Origin of the sequence: Pseudomonas sp. IT-232MI5 (assembly GCF_949767845.1) — a bacterium.
GTDB lineage: Bacteria > Pseudomonadota > Gammaproteobacteria > Pseudomonadales > Pseudomonadaceae > Aquipseudomonas.
In genome coordinates this window covers 104,348-120,598 of the sequence record NZ_CATKQE010000061.1, presented here as the reverse complement: position 1 = coordinate 120,598, position 16,251 = coordinate 104,348, and the positions used below count along the sequence as shown (strand labels likewise).

General features: G+C 58.3%; 16 protein-coding genes. 8 read left to right on the top strand and 8 right to left on the bottom strand.

The genetic code is table 11. The features are described from left to right. Positions 1–32 precede the first annotated feature (32 nt). Entirely contained in the window at positions 33–200 is a 168-nt protein-coding gene (locus ACM6JQ_RS28485; protein WP_095114060.1) for a DUF2474 domain-containing protein, read from the top strand. 72 nt (positions 201–272) lie between these two features. On the opposite strand, the gene ACM6JQ_RS28480 is transcribed toward ACM6JQ_RS28485, so the two are convergent. Both ACM6JQ_RS28480 and ACM6JQ_RS28475 read right to left on the bottom strand, forming a co-directional pair. Next, positions 273–1,397 (bottom strand): methyltransferase, encoded by a 1,125-nt coding sequence (locus tag ACM6JQ_RS28480; protein WP_095114061.1) that lies wholly within the window; start codon positions 1,395–1,397, stop codon positions 273–275. A 178-nt stretch (positions 1,398–1,575) separates the two neighbouring features. Continuing rightward, positions 1,576–2,289 carry an autoinducer binding domain-containing protein gene (locus ACM6JQ_RS28475; RefSeq protein ID WP_176472365.1) on the bottom strand — a complete coding sequence of 238 codons (714 nt, stop codon included), beginning with the start codon at positions 2,287–2,289 and terminating at the stop codon, positions 1,576–1,578. 282 nt (positions 2,290–2,571) lie between these two features. On the opposite strand from ACM6JQ_RS28475, the gene ACM6JQ_RS28470 reads away from it, so the two are divergent. Next, on the top strand, positions 2,572–3,348 hold the full coding sequence (locus tag ACM6JQ_RS28470; protein ID WP_414895068.1) for a ferredoxin--NADP reductase: 777 nt from the start codon (positions 2,572–2,574) through the stop codon (positions 3,346–3,348). Between the two features lie 46 nt (positions 3,349–3,394). On the opposite strand, the gene mscL is transcribed toward ACM6JQ_RS28470, so the two are convergent. Further along, on the bottom strand, positions 3,395–3,808 hold the full coding sequence (gene mscL / locus ACM6JQ_RS28465; RefSeq protein ID WP_007909770.1) for a large-conductance mechanosensitive channel protein MscL: 414 nt from the start codon (positions 3,806–3,808) through the stop codon (positions 3,395–3,397). A gap of 286 nt (positions 3,809–4,094) precedes the next feature. Between mscL and katB the strand changes: the two genes are divergently transcribed. The 3 genes from katB to radA are packed head-to-tail and all read left to right on the top strand — an operon-like array spanning position 4,095 to position 7,651. Continuing rightward, a complete protein-coding gene (katB, locus tag ACM6JQ_RS28460) occupies positions 4,095–5,636 on the top strand; it encodes a catalase KatB (protein ID WP_414895067.1) in 1,542 nt (513 codons plus the stop codon). A 58-nt stretch (positions 5,637–5,694) separates the two neighbouring features. Beyond that, on the top strand, positions 5,695–6,240 hold the full coding sequence (locus tag ACM6JQ_RS28455) for an ankyrin repeat domain-containing protein (RefSeq protein WP_414895066.1): 546 nt from the start codon (positions 5,695–5,697) through the stop codon (positions 6,238–6,240). Positions 6,241–6,283: 43 nt separating this feature from the next. Then, a complete protein-coding gene (gene radA / locus ACM6JQ_RS28450; RefSeq protein WP_007909773.1) occupies positions 6,284–7,651 on the top strand; it encodes a DNA repair protein RadA in 1,368 nt (455 codons plus the stop codon). A gap of 127 nt (positions 7,652–7,778) precedes the next feature. Here radA and ACM6JQ_RS28445 read toward each other — a convergent pair whose 3' ends face one another. Further along, a complete protein-coding gene (locus ACM6JQ_RS28445) occupies positions 7,779–8,147 on the bottom strand; it encodes a PilZ domain-containing protein (protein WP_007909775.1) in 369 nt (122 codons plus the stop codon). Between the two features lie 159 nt (positions 8,148–8,306). On the opposite strand from ACM6JQ_RS28445, the gene ACM6JQ_RS28440 reads away from it, so the two are divergent. From ACM6JQ_RS28440 to yjiA, 3 genes are all read left to right on the top strand, one after another. After that, positions 8,307–10,373, top strand: coding sequence for a carbon starvation CstA family protein (locus ACM6JQ_RS28440; protein WP_414895065.1), 2,067 nt, complete (start codon positions 8,307–8,309; stop codon positions 10,371–10,373). 15 nt (positions 10,374–10,388) lie between these two features. Beyond that, the gene (locus ACM6JQ_RS28435; RefSeq protein ID WP_003228401.1) at positions 10,389–10,586 is read left to right on the top strand and encodes a YbdD/YjiX family protein; all 198 of its coding nucleotides are present in this window, start codon (positions 10,389–10,391) and stop codon (positions 10,584–10,586) included. A 164-nt stretch (positions 10,587–10,750) separates the two neighbouring features. Next, positions 10,751–11,722 (top strand): GTPase, encoded by a 972-nt coding sequence (gene yjiA, locus ACM6JQ_RS28430; RefSeq protein ID WP_007909778.1) that lies wholly within the window; start codon positions 10,751–10,753, stop codon positions 11,720–11,722. A 98-nt stretch (positions 11,723–11,820) separates the two neighbouring features. On the opposite strand, the gene ACM6JQ_RS28425 is transcribed toward yjiA, so the two are convergent. The 4 genes from ACM6JQ_RS28425 to glyA form a co-directional block, all read right to left on the bottom strand. Continuing rightward, positions 11,821–12,531: a GntR family transcriptional regulator gene (locus ACM6JQ_RS28425; protein WP_414895064.1), complete on the bottom strand. Its 711-nt coding sequence runs from the start codon at positions 12,529–12,531 to the stop codon at positions 11,821–11,823. Positions 12,532–12,550: 19 nt separating this feature from the next. Then, positions 12,551–13,255 carry a FadR/GntR family transcriptional regulator gene (locus ACM6JQ_RS28420; protein ID WP_007909780.1) on the bottom strand — a complete coding sequence of 235 codons (705 nt, stop codon included), beginning with the start codon at positions 13,253–13,255 and terminating at the stop codon, positions 12,551–12,553. Between the two features lie 87 nt (positions 13,256–13,342). After that, the gene (locus ACM6JQ_RS28415; protein ID WP_007909782.1) at positions 13,343–14,656 is read right to left on the bottom strand and encodes a C4-dicarboxylate transporter DctA; all 1,314 of its coding nucleotides are present in this window, start codon (positions 14,654–14,656) and stop codon (positions 13,343–13,345) included. A gap of 335 nt (positions 14,657–14,991) precedes the next feature. Beyond that, positions 14,992–16,245 carry a serine hydroxymethyltransferase gene (glyA, locus tag ACM6JQ_RS28410; RefSeq protein ID WP_007909785.1) on the bottom strand — a complete coding sequence of 418 codons (1,254 nt, stop codon included), beginning with the start codon at positions 16,243–16,245 and terminating at the stop codon, positions 14,992–14,994. Positions 16,246–16,251: the final 6 nt, after the last annotated feature.

Below are 16,251 nucleotides of genomic sequence, written 5' to 3'. Positions count from 1 at the left end.
CGGCGCCATCGATCTGACTGAGGATCGAAACAATGCCCGGCAAACATTCCCTGCACGACATTGAAGAAGCCGAAAAAAAACCGCTGTGGCTGCGGCTCGGCTGGTTGGCCCTGATCTGGGTCGGTAGCGTCGGTGTGCTGTTTATCGCCGCCAGCCTGATGCGTATGTTCATGAACGCGGCAGGCCTGACCACGCACTGAATCATCCCCGTCCCGGCGCCTTCGGGTACGGCTTTGCAACCCTCCTCACGGAGGGTTTTTTTTGTCTGAAGGTTACTTGCGGGCCTTGAGGATCACGAATTTCGGCGTGGCAGCCACTTGCTCGACGCCGCGGAACAGCCGCGCCAGTTTGCTGTGGTAACCCAGATGGCGGTTGCCGACGATGTACAGCGCGCCACCCACCACCAGCGCTTCGCGCGCCTGCTGGAACATGCGCCAGGCGAGGAAATCGCCCACTACCTGCTGCTGATGGAATGGCGGATTGCACAGCACCACGTCCAGTGATTGCGGGTCCTGGCCGGCCAAGCCATCGCCGGCACGCACGATGACCTCGCGATCGCCCAGCGCTGCCTGCCAGTTCTCGGCAGCCGATTGCACGGCCATGAACGATTCGTCGACCAGTGTGTAATGCGCATCGGGGTTTTGTAGTGCACTCGCGATGGCCAGAACACCATTACCACAGCCCAGATCGGCGACTCGGGCACTGCCAAGGTTTTTCGGCAGGTGCGGGAGGAAGGCACGTGTGCCGATGTCCAGACCTTCGCGGCAAAACACGTTGGCGTGGTTGAGCAATTCGATCGACGGCTCGTCGAGGCGATATCGCGAAGGGTAGGGCGACACGGCCGGGGCTTTGGCTTCTGGCGTGGCGATCAACAGCCGTGCCTTTTTTACCGCTAGCGAGGCTTGTACCGGACCGATGTAGCGTTCAAGCAGATCACCGGCAGCGCGTGGCAGGTGTTTGACCATCGCCGCTGCGATCACTTCGGCGCCGGGTGCGAGTTGCCCTTGCAAGCGGATCAATTGTTCTTCCAGCAGCGCGAGGGTTTTCGGCACGCGGATCAGTACCCGGTCGAACGGTCCGACCAATGGTTCGCTGGCGGGTATCCCGCGAACAGCGTCAAACGCCTGGCCATTGCGCAGCAGGTTTTTCTCCAGCCCCTGAAAACCCAGGAATGAGTCACCACTGCTACTGACCTTGACCTTGCCCGACAGACTGGCAGCCAAAGCACCGAAGCTGTCGTTGAGCACCAATACGCGGGTGTCGGCCATCGGTTGCTGCGCCGCCAGATGGTTGAGCAGGTATTCGTCGGCGGCATCGAAGGCTTGCAGCGGTTCATTCTGCTGTTCAGGCTGGCGGATCAGATCGAGCTGGGCAAAGGGCGTATCAAGCAAAGGCATCGGGCGGGAACTCAGGGTAATCAACGGGGTGTTCCGCAGCCCTGACATTGTGCAGCGGAACCGACCGAGTGTAATGCAACGCTTAACGTTCGCGTCATCACTCTGGAGGGTCTCGAATGGTACGTTTTTTTCTTCTTTATTACCCGCAAGTTTTCTATGGGAGGCAAGGCTGGATCGACTAGATGATCCCGGCTCTGGCGGCCGCTATGACAGCGGAAATCTTGTTGCAGACGTTGAGCTTCTCGATGACGTTCTGCACGTGGTAGTTCACGGTGCGCTCGCTCAGGCTGAGGATCTTCGAGATTTCATAGGCTGTCTTGCCTCCCGCGGACAATTGCAGAACCTCCAGCTCTCGCGGCGAAAGGTGTGGTTGGCGGGGTTTGAGGGACTCTGCCGGCAGGGTTCGGGCAAACAGCTCACTCAGGTGACTGGTGGCGTAGAACATATAACCAAAGTGCTCATACAGCTCCAGAGGACTGATCGGACAGTGTTTGCGCGCCAGGCTGATAATGCTGCACAAGCCGCTTTGCTCATGATGGAACGACTGGGACCAGCCATGTTGCATACCGTGATGCTGTAATCCTTGCCATAACGGTCGAGTATTTGCGAATACCGACTCGCACCAGACAATAGGCGACATCGAGTGATTGCAGTGTGCTATTAGTGGATCAACTTTGCTGTAATTGTTTTTCTCGTATTGTGAATTCCATTCGTCAGGGTAGTTGTTGATTTGAAAGGTTTTAAGAGGCATATCGCGATGTAGTGAAACAACTGAAATTGCACAAAAATTGAATCCGAGATTTTCTGCGAATTGCAATAATATCGGATAGGCAGTCTCTACTCCGTTGGCAAAAGTCAGTCTTTTTAACTGTGACTCCTTCCACGTTTCCATCTCTGAACACTCCACTGGCGTTGCGGGGGGCGCCGAATGGATCCAAAGGATCCGGCACGAAACGAAGTGTAGGATGTTTCTTACAATAAGCTTTAAATTTTTTCGAGATTGCAGATAGCCAAATATCCATAAAGCGTTCTTAGGATGCGCGATTTTTATATTGATGTTGTCATCTGATAATACTGCCGACTTGCTTAATTGATTGAATGTCATTACCAATCATCAGTGTTTAGACCAGTTAATTTGCGCGACACTGTCGGCAATCGTTCAATGGAGTGTCCCATGACTGCCAGCGCAGAGAAGTACACCACGCAGACGTTGCTCGATGTCCAACCCCTGACCTCGAGCCTGTTTACCCTGCGCACCAGCCGGGATGCCGGTTTCCGCTTCCGCGCCGGGCAGTTCGCCAGGCTGGGTGTGAGCAAAGCCGATGGCAGCATCGTGTGGCGCGCGTATTCGATGGTGTCGTCGCCTTTTGACGAGTTTCTCGAGTTCTTTTCCATCGTCGTGCCGGGCGGGGAGTTCACCAGTGAGCTGAGCCGGTTGCAGGTCGGCGACACCTTGCTGGTGGATCGCCAGGCATTCGGCTACCTGACGCTAGATCGCTTTGTCGACGGGCGCGATCTGTGGCTTTTGTCCACAGGCACCGGGGTGGCGCCGTTTCTGTCGATCCTGCAGGACTTCGAAGTCTGGGAGAAATTCGAGCGCATCATTCTGGTGTACAGCGTGCGCGAAGCGCGGGAGTTGGCTTATCAGGAGTTGATTGCCGGACTTACGCAGCGCGAATACCTCAGCGAATACGCGCACAAATTGCAGTTCATCGCCACGGTGACGCGTGAAGCGCACCCCGGTGCACTGCACGGGCGCATCACCACATTGATTGAAAACGGTGAGCTGGAGCGCGCAGCGGGCGTGGCGCTGTCGGCGGAGCAATCACGGGTCATGCTGTGCGGCAATCCGCAGATGATCGATGACACGCGCGCGTTGCTGAAAAAGCGCCACATGAACCTAAGCCTGACGCGTCGGCCCGGTCAGGTGGCGGTGGAAAACTACTGGTAAACAAACGGCGCCTCGAAGGCGCCGTTGTTTCTATCGTGCACAGAATTCAGGGCCGGGTGTTCTGGGCCTTGAGCAAGTCGCGGATCTCGCCGAGCAACTCTTCTTCCTTGGTCGGAACCGGTGGCAGGGTAGGGGCCACGGCTTCTTCGCGTTTGAGACGGTTGATGGCTTTGACGCCCATGAAGATCGCGAAAGCGACGATCACGAAGTCCAGAACACTCTGGATGAACTTGCCGTAAGCCAGCATGACCGCAGGGGCATTGCCCTCGGCGGCCTTGAGCGTGATGGCCAAGTCACTGAAATCCACCCCACCGATCAGCAGGCCGATTGGCGGCATGATCACGTCACCGACAAACGACGAAACAATCTTGCCGAAGGCCGCACCGATGATGATACCGACGGCCATGTCGACCACATTGCCTTTGACCGCGAAGGCCTTGAACTCACTTAGCACGCCCATAGTTATTTCCTTGTTACAGATGAGTTTGGTGTACGCAGTGTAAATCAGCAAAACGCGTCCTGCGCGAAACACCTTCTTACAATGCCCGTTTTTATCGACACATCAATCGGCGATTAGTTTGCAAAGTGCCATCAATCGCGCGCGAAATATACGGTAACTCGCTGATCGAACAGCCAATTTTCTCAATCATGGCGTTACGTTCTTTCTATTTATGTTCGACGTCGCAGGCCTCTAGCCTTGGCTTGGCGCATCTGGATGCGCCCCAAAATAACCAGAGGATCCTGATATGAACTCCGCACTTGGACTGGGGGCTTTTCCCCGTCGCCGCACCCTCGGTGTACTCACCGCCAGCCTGTTGACCTTCTCCGTAAACGCCGCGCCCCTTACCCGCGATAACGGGGCTGCGGTCGGCGACAATCAGAACTCGCAGACCGCCGGCGCCAACGGCCCGGTGCTGCTGCAGGATGTACAACTGATTCAGAAGCTGCAGCGTTTCGACCGTGAGCGCATTCCCGAGCGTGTGGTTCACGCCCGCGGTACCGGCGCCCATGGCACCTTCACCGTGACCAACGATCTCAGCGACCTGAGCAAGGCCAAGGTCTTTGCCGCCGGTCAGACGACGCCGGTCTTCGTGCGCTTCTCGGCAGTGGTGCACGGCAATCACTCACCGGAAACCCTGCGCGACCCTCGAGGTTTCGCCACCAAGTTCTACACCGCCGACGGCAACTGGGATCTGGTCGGTAACAATTTCCCGACCTTTTTCATCCGCGACGCGATCAAGTTTCCCGACATGGTGCACGCGTTCAAACCGGACCCGCGGACCAACCTTGATGACGATTCGCGCCGATTCGATTTCTTCTCCCATGTACCGGAAGCCACCCGTACCTTGACCGAGTTGTATTCGAACTCGGGAACGCCTGCCAGTTATCGAGAAATGGACGGCAACGGCGTACATGCTTACAAGTTGATTAATGCCAAGGGCGAAGTTCACTACGTCAAGTTCCACTGGAAGAGTTTGCAGGGACTTAATAACCTTACGCCAAAGCAAGTCGCGAAAGTTCAGGGTCAGGACTACAGTCACATGACCAATGACTTGGTGAGCAACATCAATAAAGGTAACTTCCCTAAATGGGACTTGTACATTCAAGTGCTGAAACCACAAGATTTGTCCAAGTTTGATTTTGATCCATTAGACGCGACCAAGATCTGGCCAGGTATTCCTGAGCGAAAAGTTGGACAAATGGTATTGAACCGTAATCCGGCAAATGTATTCCAGGAAACCGAACAAGTGGCCATGGCGCCGGCGAATATTGTTCCGGGTATCGAACCTTCTGAAGACCGTTTGTTGCAAGGCCGAGTGTTTTCTTATGCCGATACACAAATGTATCGCCTGGGTGCCAATGCCCTGCAATTGCCGATCAATGCGCCGAAAGTTGCCGTGAACAATGGCAACCAGGATGGCGCGATGAACTTCGGCGCCAGCAACAGTAGTGTGAACTACCAGCCAAGCCGACTGCAACCCCGTGACGAGACGCCAGGCGCGCGTTACAGCCAGTTGGCGCTGTCGGGCAGCACGCAGCAGGCGAAGATCCAGCGTGAGCAGAACTTCAAGCAGGCCGGCGATCTGTATCGCTCGTTCAGCAAGAAGGAACGCCGGGACCTGATCGACAGCTTCGGTGGTTCGCTGGCGACCACCGATGACGAGAGCAAGCACATCATCCTGTCCTTCCTTTATAAGGCCGATCCGGAATACGGCACCGGCGTCACGGAAGTGGCCAAGGGTGACCTGAGCCGGGTCAAGGCGCTGGCGGCCAAATTGGTCGACTGATACCGACATAGCGCACACGGGGCCTGAGCCAGGCCCCGTTCCGTGCAAGGAGACTACGATGCGAACCTGTCTTTTACTGTTGGCCAGTTGTCTGTCGTTCGCGGCATGGGCGGCACCGGTCGAGCAGACTCCCGAGGCGATCAAGGCCCAGTTACAGGACTACTATTTCGACGCGGCCCGGCGCGGTGATGTGCCGATGCTCGACACGTTCATCGAGTCCGGCTATTCCCTCGACACTCGTGACAGCAAGGGTTACACCGCGCTGATTCTGGCGGCCTATCACGGTCAGGCACCTGCGGTGGAACGTTTGCTCGCTGCTGGCGCCGATGCCTGTGCCCAGGATCAACGCGGCAACACCGCGCTGATGGGGGCCATTTTCAAAGGTGAACTACAGATCGCCCGACGCCTGATGGCCACCGATTGCAGCCCCGACCAGCGTAACGGTGCCGGGCAGACGGCGGCGATGTACGCCGGGTTGTTCAAGCGTCTGGAATTGCTCGATGCACTGAAGGCCAAGGGCGCGGACCTGAATGCCGAAGATCCGTTGGGCAACAGCGCCGCGCGTCTGGCCAACGGCGAAATCCGCACCGCCACGCCGCGCTGAGCGGTGGCTGCGTTATCATCGCGGTTTTTGCCGGGGGATCCAGATGGCCAAGGCCAAGCGCATGTACGGCTGCACTGAGTGCGGCGCAACCTTTCCCAAATGGGCGGGCCAGTGCGGCGAGTGCGGCGCCTGGAACACCCTGACTGAAACCATGATCGAAAGCGGCGGGGCCACGGCGCCGACCGGCCGCACCGGCTGGGCCGGGCAGCAGGCGCAGATCAAGACCCTGGCCGAAGTCAGCATCGAAGAGATTCCGCGCTTCTCCACCGCGTCCGGTGAACTGGACCGGGTCCTTGGCGGCGGTTTGGTCGACGGTTCGGTGGTGCTGATCGGTGGTGATCCGGGGATCGGCAAATCGACGATCCTGTTGCAGACCCTGTGCAACCTCGCCAAAAGCATGCCCGCCCTGTACGTCACCGGCGAAGAATCCCAACAGCAAGTGGCCATGCGTGCCCGGCGCCTTGGCTTGCCGCAGGATCAACTGCGGGTGATGACCGAAACCTGCATCGAAACCATCATCGCCACGGCCCGTCAGGAAAAACCCAAGGTGATGGTGATCGACTCGATCCAGACGATCTTCACCGAACAGTTGCAATCGGCTCCCGGTGGCGTCTCTCAGGTGCGTGAGAGCGCGGCGCTGCTGGTGCGGTATGCCAAGCAGAGCGGTACGGCGATTTTCCTCGTCGGCCACGTCACCAAGGAAGGCGCACTGGCCGGTCCGCGGGTTCTCGAGCACATGGTCGATACCGTGCTGTATTTCGAAGGCGAATCCGATGGGCGTCTGCGTTTGTTGCGCGCGGTGAAAAACCGTTTTGGCGCGGTCAACGAATTGGGCGTGTTCGGCATGACCGACAAGGGTTTGAAAGAAGTCTCCAACCCTTCGGCGATTTTTCTCACCCGTGCGCAGGAAGAAGTCCCGGGCAGTGTGGTCATGGCGACGTGGGAAGGCACTCGGCCGATGCTGGTGGAAGTGCAGGCGCTGGTCGATGACAGCCATCTGGCCAACCCGCGACGGGTGACGTTGGGCCTGGATCAGAACCGTTTGGCGATGTTGCTTGCGGTTTTGCATCGCCACGGCGGAATTCCGACTCACGATCAGGATGTGTTCCTCAACGTCGTGGGTGGGGTGAAGGTGTTGGAGACGGCTTCAGATCTGGCGCTGATGGCGGCCGTGATGTCGAGCCTGCGCAACCGGCCATTGCCGCATGATCTGTTGGTATTTGGTGAAGTGGGGCTGTCCGGTGAGGTGCGGCCGGTGCCAAGCGGGCAGGAGCGTTTGAAGGAAGCGGCCAAGCATGGCTTCAAACGGGCGATCGTGCCCAAGGGCAATGCGCCGAAGGAATCTCCGCCAGGCCTGCAGATCATCGCCGTGACCCGCCTCGAACAGGCCCTTGACGCGCTCTTCGAATAACTTGAACCCACTGCATAACCTTTGGGAGCTGGCTTGCCAGCGATTGCGTTCTGTCCGTCGACATATTCGTCGAGTCTGAAATCGCTATCGCTGGCAAGCCAGCTCCCACAGGGTTCAATTGTGGATTCTAGATTTCGATCAGGGCAGCCAACTCGCGCTCCAGTTCGGCCTCATCCGCCAGATTCAACTCGATCAGGCGACGCAAGCGCTGGATCGATTCCAGGCTTATATGTCGGCAGACAAAGCCCAACTGGTTATTTTCTTCGTGTGCCAGATGCACATCCATCTTGATATCGACGTCATCGCTCAGGTGAATGTCGACGAAAAAATCCTTCTCCGCATCCCCCAACCACGGCTCCGGCCTTTCGATCAGCAATCCTTTGAGCGACAGGTCGATCAGCTTGACCGGCCAGATGTAATCGCCCTGACTCAGCTCGGTTCTGGCATCGAACGCAATACGTTTGAAGCGACGACGGTTGGCTGGGTGTTCGCTCATGGCGCAATCCTCATGAAGGTTCGCTGACTATAGACCGCGAATGCGGGCGCCAGCCAATCGCTAAAGCGTCTAGACCAACGTCGGGGTATGGCCTTTGGCGCCGTAAGCGCTAAACTCGGGGTGGCTGTCTTTCTTGTCCACCCTGGCTGGAATAATAAAATGAAAAATAATAATAGCCTGCTACGCCATTTACCCTGGCTAGTGCTGGCAATCGTAGGAGCGTGCGCCCTGGGCGTAGTGGCATTGCGCCGCGGCGAGGCGATCAATGCCTTGTGGATTGTGGTCGCAGCCGTGGCCATTTATCTGGTTGCGTACCGTTACTACAGCCTGTTCATCGCTAACAATGTGATGCAACTCGATCCGCGTCGGGCGACCCCCGCCGTGCTCAACAATGATGGTCTGGACTATGTGCCGACCAACAAACACATTCTTTTCGGTCACCACTTCGCTGCGATCGCGGGCGCCGGACCTCTGGTCGGCCCGGTGCTGGCGGCGCAGATGGGCTATTTGCCCGGCACGCTCTGGCTGATTGCCGGTGTGGTGCTGGCGGGCGCGGTGCAGGACTTCATGGTTCTGTTCATGTCGACCCGGCGCAACGGCCGTTCCCTGGGCGACATGGTGCGTGAAGAAATGGGCCGCATTCCCGGTACCATAGCCCTGTTCGGCTGCTTCCTGATCATGATCATCATCCTCGCGGTGCTGGCGCTGATCGTGGTTAAAGCGCTGGCCGAGAGCCCGTGGGGCATCTTCACCGTGATGGCGACCATCCCGATCGCGATGTTCATGGGCATTTACATGCGCTACATCCGCCCGGGCCGTATCGGCGAAATCTCCGTGGTCGGTGTGTTGCTGCTGCTGGGTTCGATCTGGCTCGGTGGGCAGATTGCCGCTGATCCGGTGTGGGCCAAGGCGTTCACCTTCACCGGCGTGCAGATTACCTGGATGCTGGTCGGTTACGGTTTCGTCGCTGCATCGCTGCCTGTTTGGCTGATTCTGGCACCGCGTGACTATCTGTCGACGTTCCTCAAGATCGGCACCATCGTCGCCCTGGCGATCGGTATTCTGATCACCATGCCCGAGCTGAAAATGCCGGCGCTGACCCAGTTTGTCGATGGCACTGGCCCGGTGTGGAAGGGCGGTCTGTTCCCGTTCCTGTTCATCACCATTGCTTGCGGTGCGGTTTCCGGTTTCCACGCGCTGATTTCTTCGGGCACCACGCCGAAGCTGCTGGATAACGAAACCAACGCCCGTTACATCGGTTACGGCGGCATGCTGATGGAGTCGTTCGTCGCCATCATGGCGATGGTTGCCGCTTCGGTGATCGAGCCTGGCGTGTACTTCGCCATGAACAGCCCGGCCGCTGTGGTTGGCAGTGACGTTGCTTCGGTTGCGCAAGTGGTCTCCAGCTGGGGCTTCGCGATCACGCCGGAAGCGCTGCAAGCGGTGGCACACGACATTGGTGAAACCACCATCCTCGCCCGTGCCGGTGGTGCGCCGACCCTGGCGGTCGGTATCGCGCAGATCCTGCACAGTGTCCTGCCGGGTGAAAACACCATGGCGTTCTGGTACCACTTCGCGATTCTGTTCGAAGCGCTGTTCATTCTGACCGCAGTCGACGCCGGCACTCGTGCCGGTCGTTTCATGCTGCAGGATCTGCTCGGCTCTTTCGTGCCAGCGCTCAAGCGTACTGAATCGTGGACCGCTAACCTGATCGCCACCGCCGGTTGTGTGGCAATGTGGGGCTGGTTGCTGTACCAGGGCGTGGTCGATCCACTGGGCGGCATCAACACCCTGTGGCCACTGTTCGGTATCTCTAACCAGATGCTGGCCGGTATCGCGCTGATGCTCGGCACCGTGGTCCTGATCAAGATGAAGCGTCAGCGCTACATCTGGGTCACCCTGCTGCCAGCCACCTGGCTGCTGATCTGCACCACGACTGCGGGCTTCATCAAACTGTTCGATGCCAACCCGGCGATCGGCTTCCTGTCGCTGGCCAAGAAGTACAGCGATGCGCTGGCCAATGGTCAGGTGCTGGCCCCGGCAAAAAGCGTCGAGCAGATGCAGCACGTGATCTTCAACGCTTACACCAACGCAACGCTGACGGCGCTGTTCCTGTTCGTGGTCTTCAGTATCCTGTTCTATGCGCTCAAGGTCGGCATCGCCGCCTGGGGCAAAAAAGAGCGTACGGATAAAGAATCGCCATTCCAGGCCCTGCCGGATGCGTAACCAGAGGATTGCAGCATGTTCAATGACCTGAGTCGCCTCGGTAAATACCTCGGTCAGGCCGCGCGCCTGATGGTCGGCATGCCCGACTACGACACCTACGTCGAGCATATGCAAACCAAACACCCGGACAAACCGGTGATGAGCTACGAGATGTTCTTCCGCGAACGTCAGGAAGCCCGTTACGGTGGCAAGGGTGGGCCAAAGTGCTGTTGAGCTGACAGCGCAAGGTTGAGGTAATCCCCCTGTGGGAGCGAGCTTGCTCGCGAATACGGAGTGTCAGTTGATGAATGATTTGACTGACACACCGCTTTCGCGAGCAAGCTCGCTCCCACAGTTGTTTTTGTGTTGTTCATTCATTTTGTGAAGGAGATCGAGTTTTGTCCTCTCCCATCCCGGTCACGGTACTCAGCGGTTTCCTCGGCGCCGGCAAGACCACTTTGCTGCGCCATATCTTGAAAGCCGAGCACGGCCTGAAAATCGCCGTGATCGAAAACGAATTCAGTGACGCCGGTATCGACACGCAGCTGTTGGGTGACGAACCGGTGCAAGTCATGACCCTGGCCAACGGCTGCGTGTGCTGCACCATTCACACCGACCTGACCAAAGCGCTTTACCTGCTGCTTGAACGGCTGGACAGCGGCGAAATCGCCTTCGACCGTCTGGTCATCGAGTGCACCGGTCTGGCCGACCCTGCTCCAGTGGCACAGACCTTTTTCATCGACGAAGAACTGCGCGAGCGTTACCTGCTCGATGGCATCATCACCCTGGTCGATGCCGCCCACGCGGACGTGCACCTGACCCAGACCATCGCTCAGGCGCAGATTGGTTTCGCCGACCGCTTGCTGGTGAGCAAGACTGATCTGGTGGACGAGGCGACTTTCAACGCGTTGAGCGAACGCCTGACGCGAATCAACCGTCGCGCGCCAGTCCGCGTGGTTGAACATGGCAACATTGATCTGGCTGAACTGCTGGATGTGCGTGGCTTCAACCTCAATGCCGATCTTGGCGGCGGATTGAGCCTTCGCCCAGTGAGCAAGGCACCGTCGATTGATCGCATTTCCAGTCTGGTGTTGCGCACCGATCAGCCGCTGGATATCGATCAGCTCAGCGAGTTCATGAATGAACTGCTGGAAGAACACGGCAAGCAATTGCTGCGTTACAAAGGCGTGTTGAACATTGCGGGTGAGGATCGGCGCTTGGTGTTTCAGGGTGTGTTGAAGCTTTACGGTTTCGACTGGGATACTGAATGGGCCGAGGGTGAGGCGCGGGAAAGTGTGATTGTGTTTATTGCTGATGAGTTGCCGGAAGAGAAGATTCGGGCGGGGTTTGCCAGAGTGGCTTCTGCCTGATGGGTTTGTAGTGTCAATGATGACGCCATCGCGAGCAGGCTCACTCCTACAGGGGAACGCGTTTCAAATGTAGGAGTGAGCCTGCTCGCGAAAGCGATCTAACCGACAGCACAATGTTCACGATCTGAACCCAGCAACGCCTGCTCAAGATGATCCAGATGCCGATTCATCAGCATCCCTGCCTTGGAAGCATCCCGATTTTCCAGCGCTTCAACCAATGCCAAATGCTCCTGCCATGCGCAACAGCTGTGCGTTTGACGCTCACTTCGCGCAACCGCCAATGACGTCAACGGCACCAGACTGCCGAGAAAATGCGCCAACGGTGCATTCCCCGCCATCTGCGCCAAGTGCAGATGAAACTCCCCGGACAAGCGAATCGCCGCACTACGCCGATCCTGCTCGACAGCCTGACGCTCACGCTCGATCAACCCGCGCAAGCGTTTCAACCCTTCCGCTTGCGCGCGCTGACAGGCCAAATGTACCAGCGTGCTTTCGGCCAGCCGCCGCGCATGCAGAGCCTGCCGCGTCTGCTCCCGATCAGGTGCTGCCACACGCGGCCGATGGTTGGCCCGCAGCACAATGACGTGCTCAAGCGACAACTGCGTCAACACCCGCCGCACATCGGCGCGGCTGGCGCAGAACATCTCTTTCAAGCTGTCCTCGGTAAATCGGCTGCTCGAATCGATGCGCTGTTCCAGAATCGCATCGAACAATCGCGGATAAAGACCCTCTGCCGTTTCGCGCAGGCGGGAGAAGGGCAGGGGCGTCGTGGTCTGGCGAGTGTGTGACGCTGAGGCGAAACTGTTCATGGCCTGTCTCCAATAGAAATCAGCGACTCAAGTTGTCGTCCGGGATGTTCAACTCGATGCCCATCCGTTGACCTTCGCGCAGAATGTGCCGACGCATTTGCGCACTGGCCTGTGCGCTGTTCTTGCTGCGGATGGCGCGGACCACCGCTTCGTTTTCTTCGAGGCGCTCGGCCAGATGTTCTGGAGAATTACGCAGCACCTCGGCGCTCTGCTTGAGGGCGTTGCTGGTCTGCTGCACGACGCTCTGGAAAATCGGGTTCGAAGTCAGGGTGAACAGCTCTTCGTGAAAGGCGATGTAGGCGCTGACTCCGGCTTCACTGTCGCCAGCCTCAAGGGCTTCGCGCATGTCCATCAGGGTCAGGCGCAACTGGCCGACTTCCTTGCTGCTGATCGACTGCGCAACCAGACCGACAATGAACGGCTCGAGGGTATAACGCAGTTGCAGCACGTCTTCGAGGCTGGCGCCGGCCACCGCGCTGTCGTGGCTCTGGTTATCGCTCAATTGCGCGTCGAGCACGACCACGCCTTTGCCCGGCATCGAACGGACGAGGCCGAGGGTTTCCAGGACGATCACTGCTTCGCGCAGGCTCGGGCGGCTGATGCCCAATTGTTCGGCCAGTTCGCGCTGGCCCGGCAGCATGTCGCCGGAGCGCCACTGGCCACGGGCCAATGCGGCGCGGAGTTTTTCTACGACTGAGTTGACGACGGTTGATGTGGTTATCAAGGGTCTTGCTCCATTTGCCTGGGGGGAGATAGCCGCAAACTCAAGATCAAAAGATCGCAGCCTGCGGCAGCTCCTACAGGGGTTAAATCAGAACTCCTGCTGGTGCGCCGGAGTTGCTGTTTTACGCGGCTGAAAGGTGTAGCCCTGCTGACCGCTGAGTACTTTGTTGGCGCGTTGCACGTCGATGTCTTTTTCCCAACGGGCGATCGCAACCGTGGCGACGCAGTTGCCGATAAGATTGGTGAGTGCCCGGCCGATGCCCATGAACCAGTCCACTGCCAACACGAGCACCAGACCGACCACCGGGATCGCCGGAATAGCTGTCAGCGTTGCCGCCAGAATCACCAGTGCCGAACCCGGAATCCCGTGGGCACCTTTGGAGGTAATCAGCGACACCAGCAAAATGGTCAGCAGATCGGTCATGGCCAGCGGCGTGCCGGTGGCGTTGGCAATGAACACGATGGCCAGGGTCAGGTAGATCGAGAAACCGTCAAGGTTGAACGAGTACCCGGTTGGAATCACCAGACCCACGGTCGAGCTGCCAATGCCGAGGTGTTCGAGTTTGCGCATGATCTGTGGCAGCACAGCGTCGGACGATGCCGTGCCCATGACGATCAGCAGTTCTTCGCGCAGATACTTCAATAGCGGCCACATGCGCAGGCCGGAAGCGCGCATCACCAGACCGAGAATCACACTGACGAACGCGATGCAGGTCAGGTAGAACAAACCGACCAGACTACCCAGATGTTGCAGGGAGTCGAGGCCATATTTGCTGGTGGTGAAAGCGATGGCGCCGAACACGCCGATCGGCGCCAGACGCACGATCATGCCCATGATGCGGAAGATCACATGGCTCAGCTCGTTGATCAGCCGCGAGATCCCGGAAGCCGCTTCACCGACCAGATTCAACGCACTACCGAACAGCACCGAAAACAGCAGCACTTGCAGGATGTTGTTGTCAGCGAAGGCGCCGATCACCGAGGTCGGGATCAGGTCCATCAGGAACTGCGTGGTGGTGTGCATGTGCTGGCTGCGTTCGGCGAGATCGCCCATGTCGGCCGCAGACAGTTGCTCGAGATGGATGTTCGCGCCGCTGCCGATGCCGGTGCTGAAGGCGAAGACCAGGCCGATCACCAGAGCGATGGTGGTCAGCACTTCGAAATAGATCACCGACTTGAGGCCGATGCGCCCGACCTTCTTCAGATCGCCGGCGCCGCTGATGCCGCTGACCACCACGCAGAACACGATGAGGCCGATGAGCATCTTGATCAGTTTGATGAAGCCGTCGCCGAGCGGTTTGAGCTGGGCCGAGTATTCAGGAAGGGTCAGCCCGCAGACGATGCCGAGCATCAGTCCGAGAACCACTTGGAGGAAGATTGAACGCGAGCACCATCTGAGCATGGGAGGAATCCTGGTCGGTGTCCTGGCTGCCGTGCGCTTAGGGCGCATCAGATTCAGGACTTAATTATTGTGGTCTTACCGGTATGTCCAGTGCGGGTGCAGTCTACGCTCGGTTTTTTCGCGATGACAAGTGAAAACATGAAAATTGGCATGACCGGTCTGACCGGCGGCCATAGCCCGTAGGAGCTGCCGCAGGCTGCGATCTTTTGATCTTGTTTTTAAGATCCAGATCAAAAGATCGCAGCCTGCGGCAGCTCCTACACGGGAAATCAGGGGCGAAAAAAAACCGGCCAATCACTTGGCCGGTTTTTCATGCTGCGGATTTAACGTCGCAATTAAGCGCCGTATACCGGCAGCTTCTTGCAGATGGCTTTGACTTTCTCACGAACGGCGTCGATCACCGCTTCGTTGTTCAGGTCAGCCAGGATGTCGCAGATCCAGCCAGCCAGCTCTTTGCACTCGGCTTGCTTGAAGCCGCGAGTGGTCACAGCCGGAGTACCGAAGCGCAGGCCGGAAGTGACGAACGGCGAGCGTGGATCGTTTGGCACGGAGTTCTTGTTCACGGTGATGAACGCTTTGCCCAGAGCGGCGTCGGCGTCTTTACCGGAGATGTCCTGCTTGATCAGCGACAGCAGGAACAGGTGGTTCTTGGTACCGCCCGAAACCACGTCAAAACCGCGCTCGATGAACACTTCGGCCATGGCCTGGGCGTTCAGCACCACTTGTTCCTGGTAGGCCTTGAACTCTGGCTGCAGCGCTTCCTTGAAGCAGATCGCTTTAGCGGCGATCACGTGCTCCAGCGGGCCACCCTGGGCGCCCGGGAATACCGCGGAGTTCAGCTTCTTCTCGATGTCGGCGTTGGCGCGCGCCAGGATCAGACCGCCACGTGGACCGCGCAGGGTCTTGTGCGTGGTGGTGGTCACGACGTCAGCGAAAGGCACCGGGTTCGGGTAAACACCCGCGGCAACCAGACCGGCTACGTGAGCCATGTCGACGAACAGGTAAGCACCGACTTTGTCCGCGATGGCGCGGAAACGCGGGAAGTCGAGAATTTGCGAGTAGGCAGAGAAACCGGCCACGATCATTTTCGGCTTGTGCTCAACTGCCAGACGCTCGACTTCGTCGTAGTCGATCAGGCCGTTGGCGTCGATGCCGTACTGCACAGCGTTGTACAGTTTGCCCGAGGAGGAAACGCTGGCGCCGTGGGTCAGGTGACCGCCGTGGGCCAGGCTCATGCCCAGAATGGTGTCGCCACCTTGCAGCAGGGCCAGGTAAACAGCGGCGTTGGCTTGCGAACCGGCGTGCGGCTGAACGTTGGCGTAATCGGCGCCGAACAGCTCTTTGGCGCGGTCGATGGCCAGTTGCTCAACGATGTCGACGTACTCGCAACCACCGTAGTAACGCTTGCCTGGGTAGCCTTCAGCGTACTTGTTGGTCAGGACCGAGCCTTGAGCTTCCATCACCGCTGGGCTGGTGTAGTTTTCCGAAGCGATCAGCTCAATGTGTTCTTCCTGGCGCTGAGCTTCTTGCTCCATGGCGGCAAAAAGGTCGGCGTCGTACTTGGCAATAGTCAAATCACGGCTGAACATGGCGGT

Bases quoted from the DNA above. Each gene is read 5' to 3' on its own strand.
- ACM6JQ_RS28485 (WP_095114060.1), top strand. From the start codon at position 33: ATGCCCGGCAAACATTCCCTGCACGACATTGAAGAAGCCGAAAAAAAA.
- ACM6JQ_RS28480 (WP_095114061.1), bottom strand. From the start codon at position 1,397: ATGCCTTTGCTTGATACGCCCTTTGCCCAGCTCGATCTGATCCGCCAG.
- ACM6JQ_RS28475 (WP_176472365.1), bottom strand. From the start codon at position 2,289: ATGGAAACGTGGAAGGAGTCACAGTTAAAAAGACTGACTTTTGCCAAC.
- ACM6JQ_RS28470 (WP_414895068.1), top strand. From the start codon at position 2,572: ATGACTGCCAGCGCAGAGAAGTACACCACGCAGACGTTGCTCGATGTC.
- mscL (WP_007909770.1), bottom strand. From the start codon at position 3,808: ATGGGCGTGCTAAGTGAGTTCAAGGCCTTCGCGGTCAAAGGCAATGTG.
- katB (WP_414895067.1), top strand. From the start codon at position 4,095: ATGAACTCCGCACTTGGACTGGGGGCTTTTCCCCGTCGCCGCACCCTC.
- ACM6JQ_RS28455 (WP_414895066.1), top strand. From the start codon at position 5,695: ATGCGAACCTGTCTTTTACTGTTGGCCAGTTGTCTGTCGTTCGCGGCA.
- radA (WP_007909773.1), top strand. From the start codon at position 6,284: ATGGCCAAGGCCAAGCGCATGTACGGCTGCACTGAGTGCGGCGCAACC.
- ACM6JQ_RS28445 (WP_007909775.1), bottom strand. From the start codon at position 8,147: ATGAGCGAACACCCAGCCAACCGTCGTCGCTTCAAACGTATTGCGTTC.
- ACM6JQ_RS28440 (WP_414895065.1), top strand. From the start codon at position 8,307: ATGAAAAATAATAATAGCCTGCTACGCCATTTACCCTGGCTAGTGCTG.
- ACM6JQ_RS28435 (WP_003228401.1), top strand. From the start codon at position 10,389: ATGTTCAATGACCTGAGTCGCCTCGGTAAATACCTCGGTCAGGCCGCG.
- ACM6JQ_RS28425 (WP_414895064.1), bottom strand. From the start codon at position 12,531: ATGAACAGTTTCGCCTCAGCGTCACACACTCGCCAGACCACGACGCCC.
- ACM6JQ_RS28415 (WP_007909782.1), bottom strand. From the start codon at position 14,656: ATGCTCAGATGGTGCTCGCGTTCAATCTTCCTCCAAGTGGTTCTCGGA.
- glyA (WP_007909785.1), bottom strand. From the start codon at position 16,245: ATGTTCAGCCGTGATTTGACTATTGCCAAGTACGACGCCGACCTTTTT.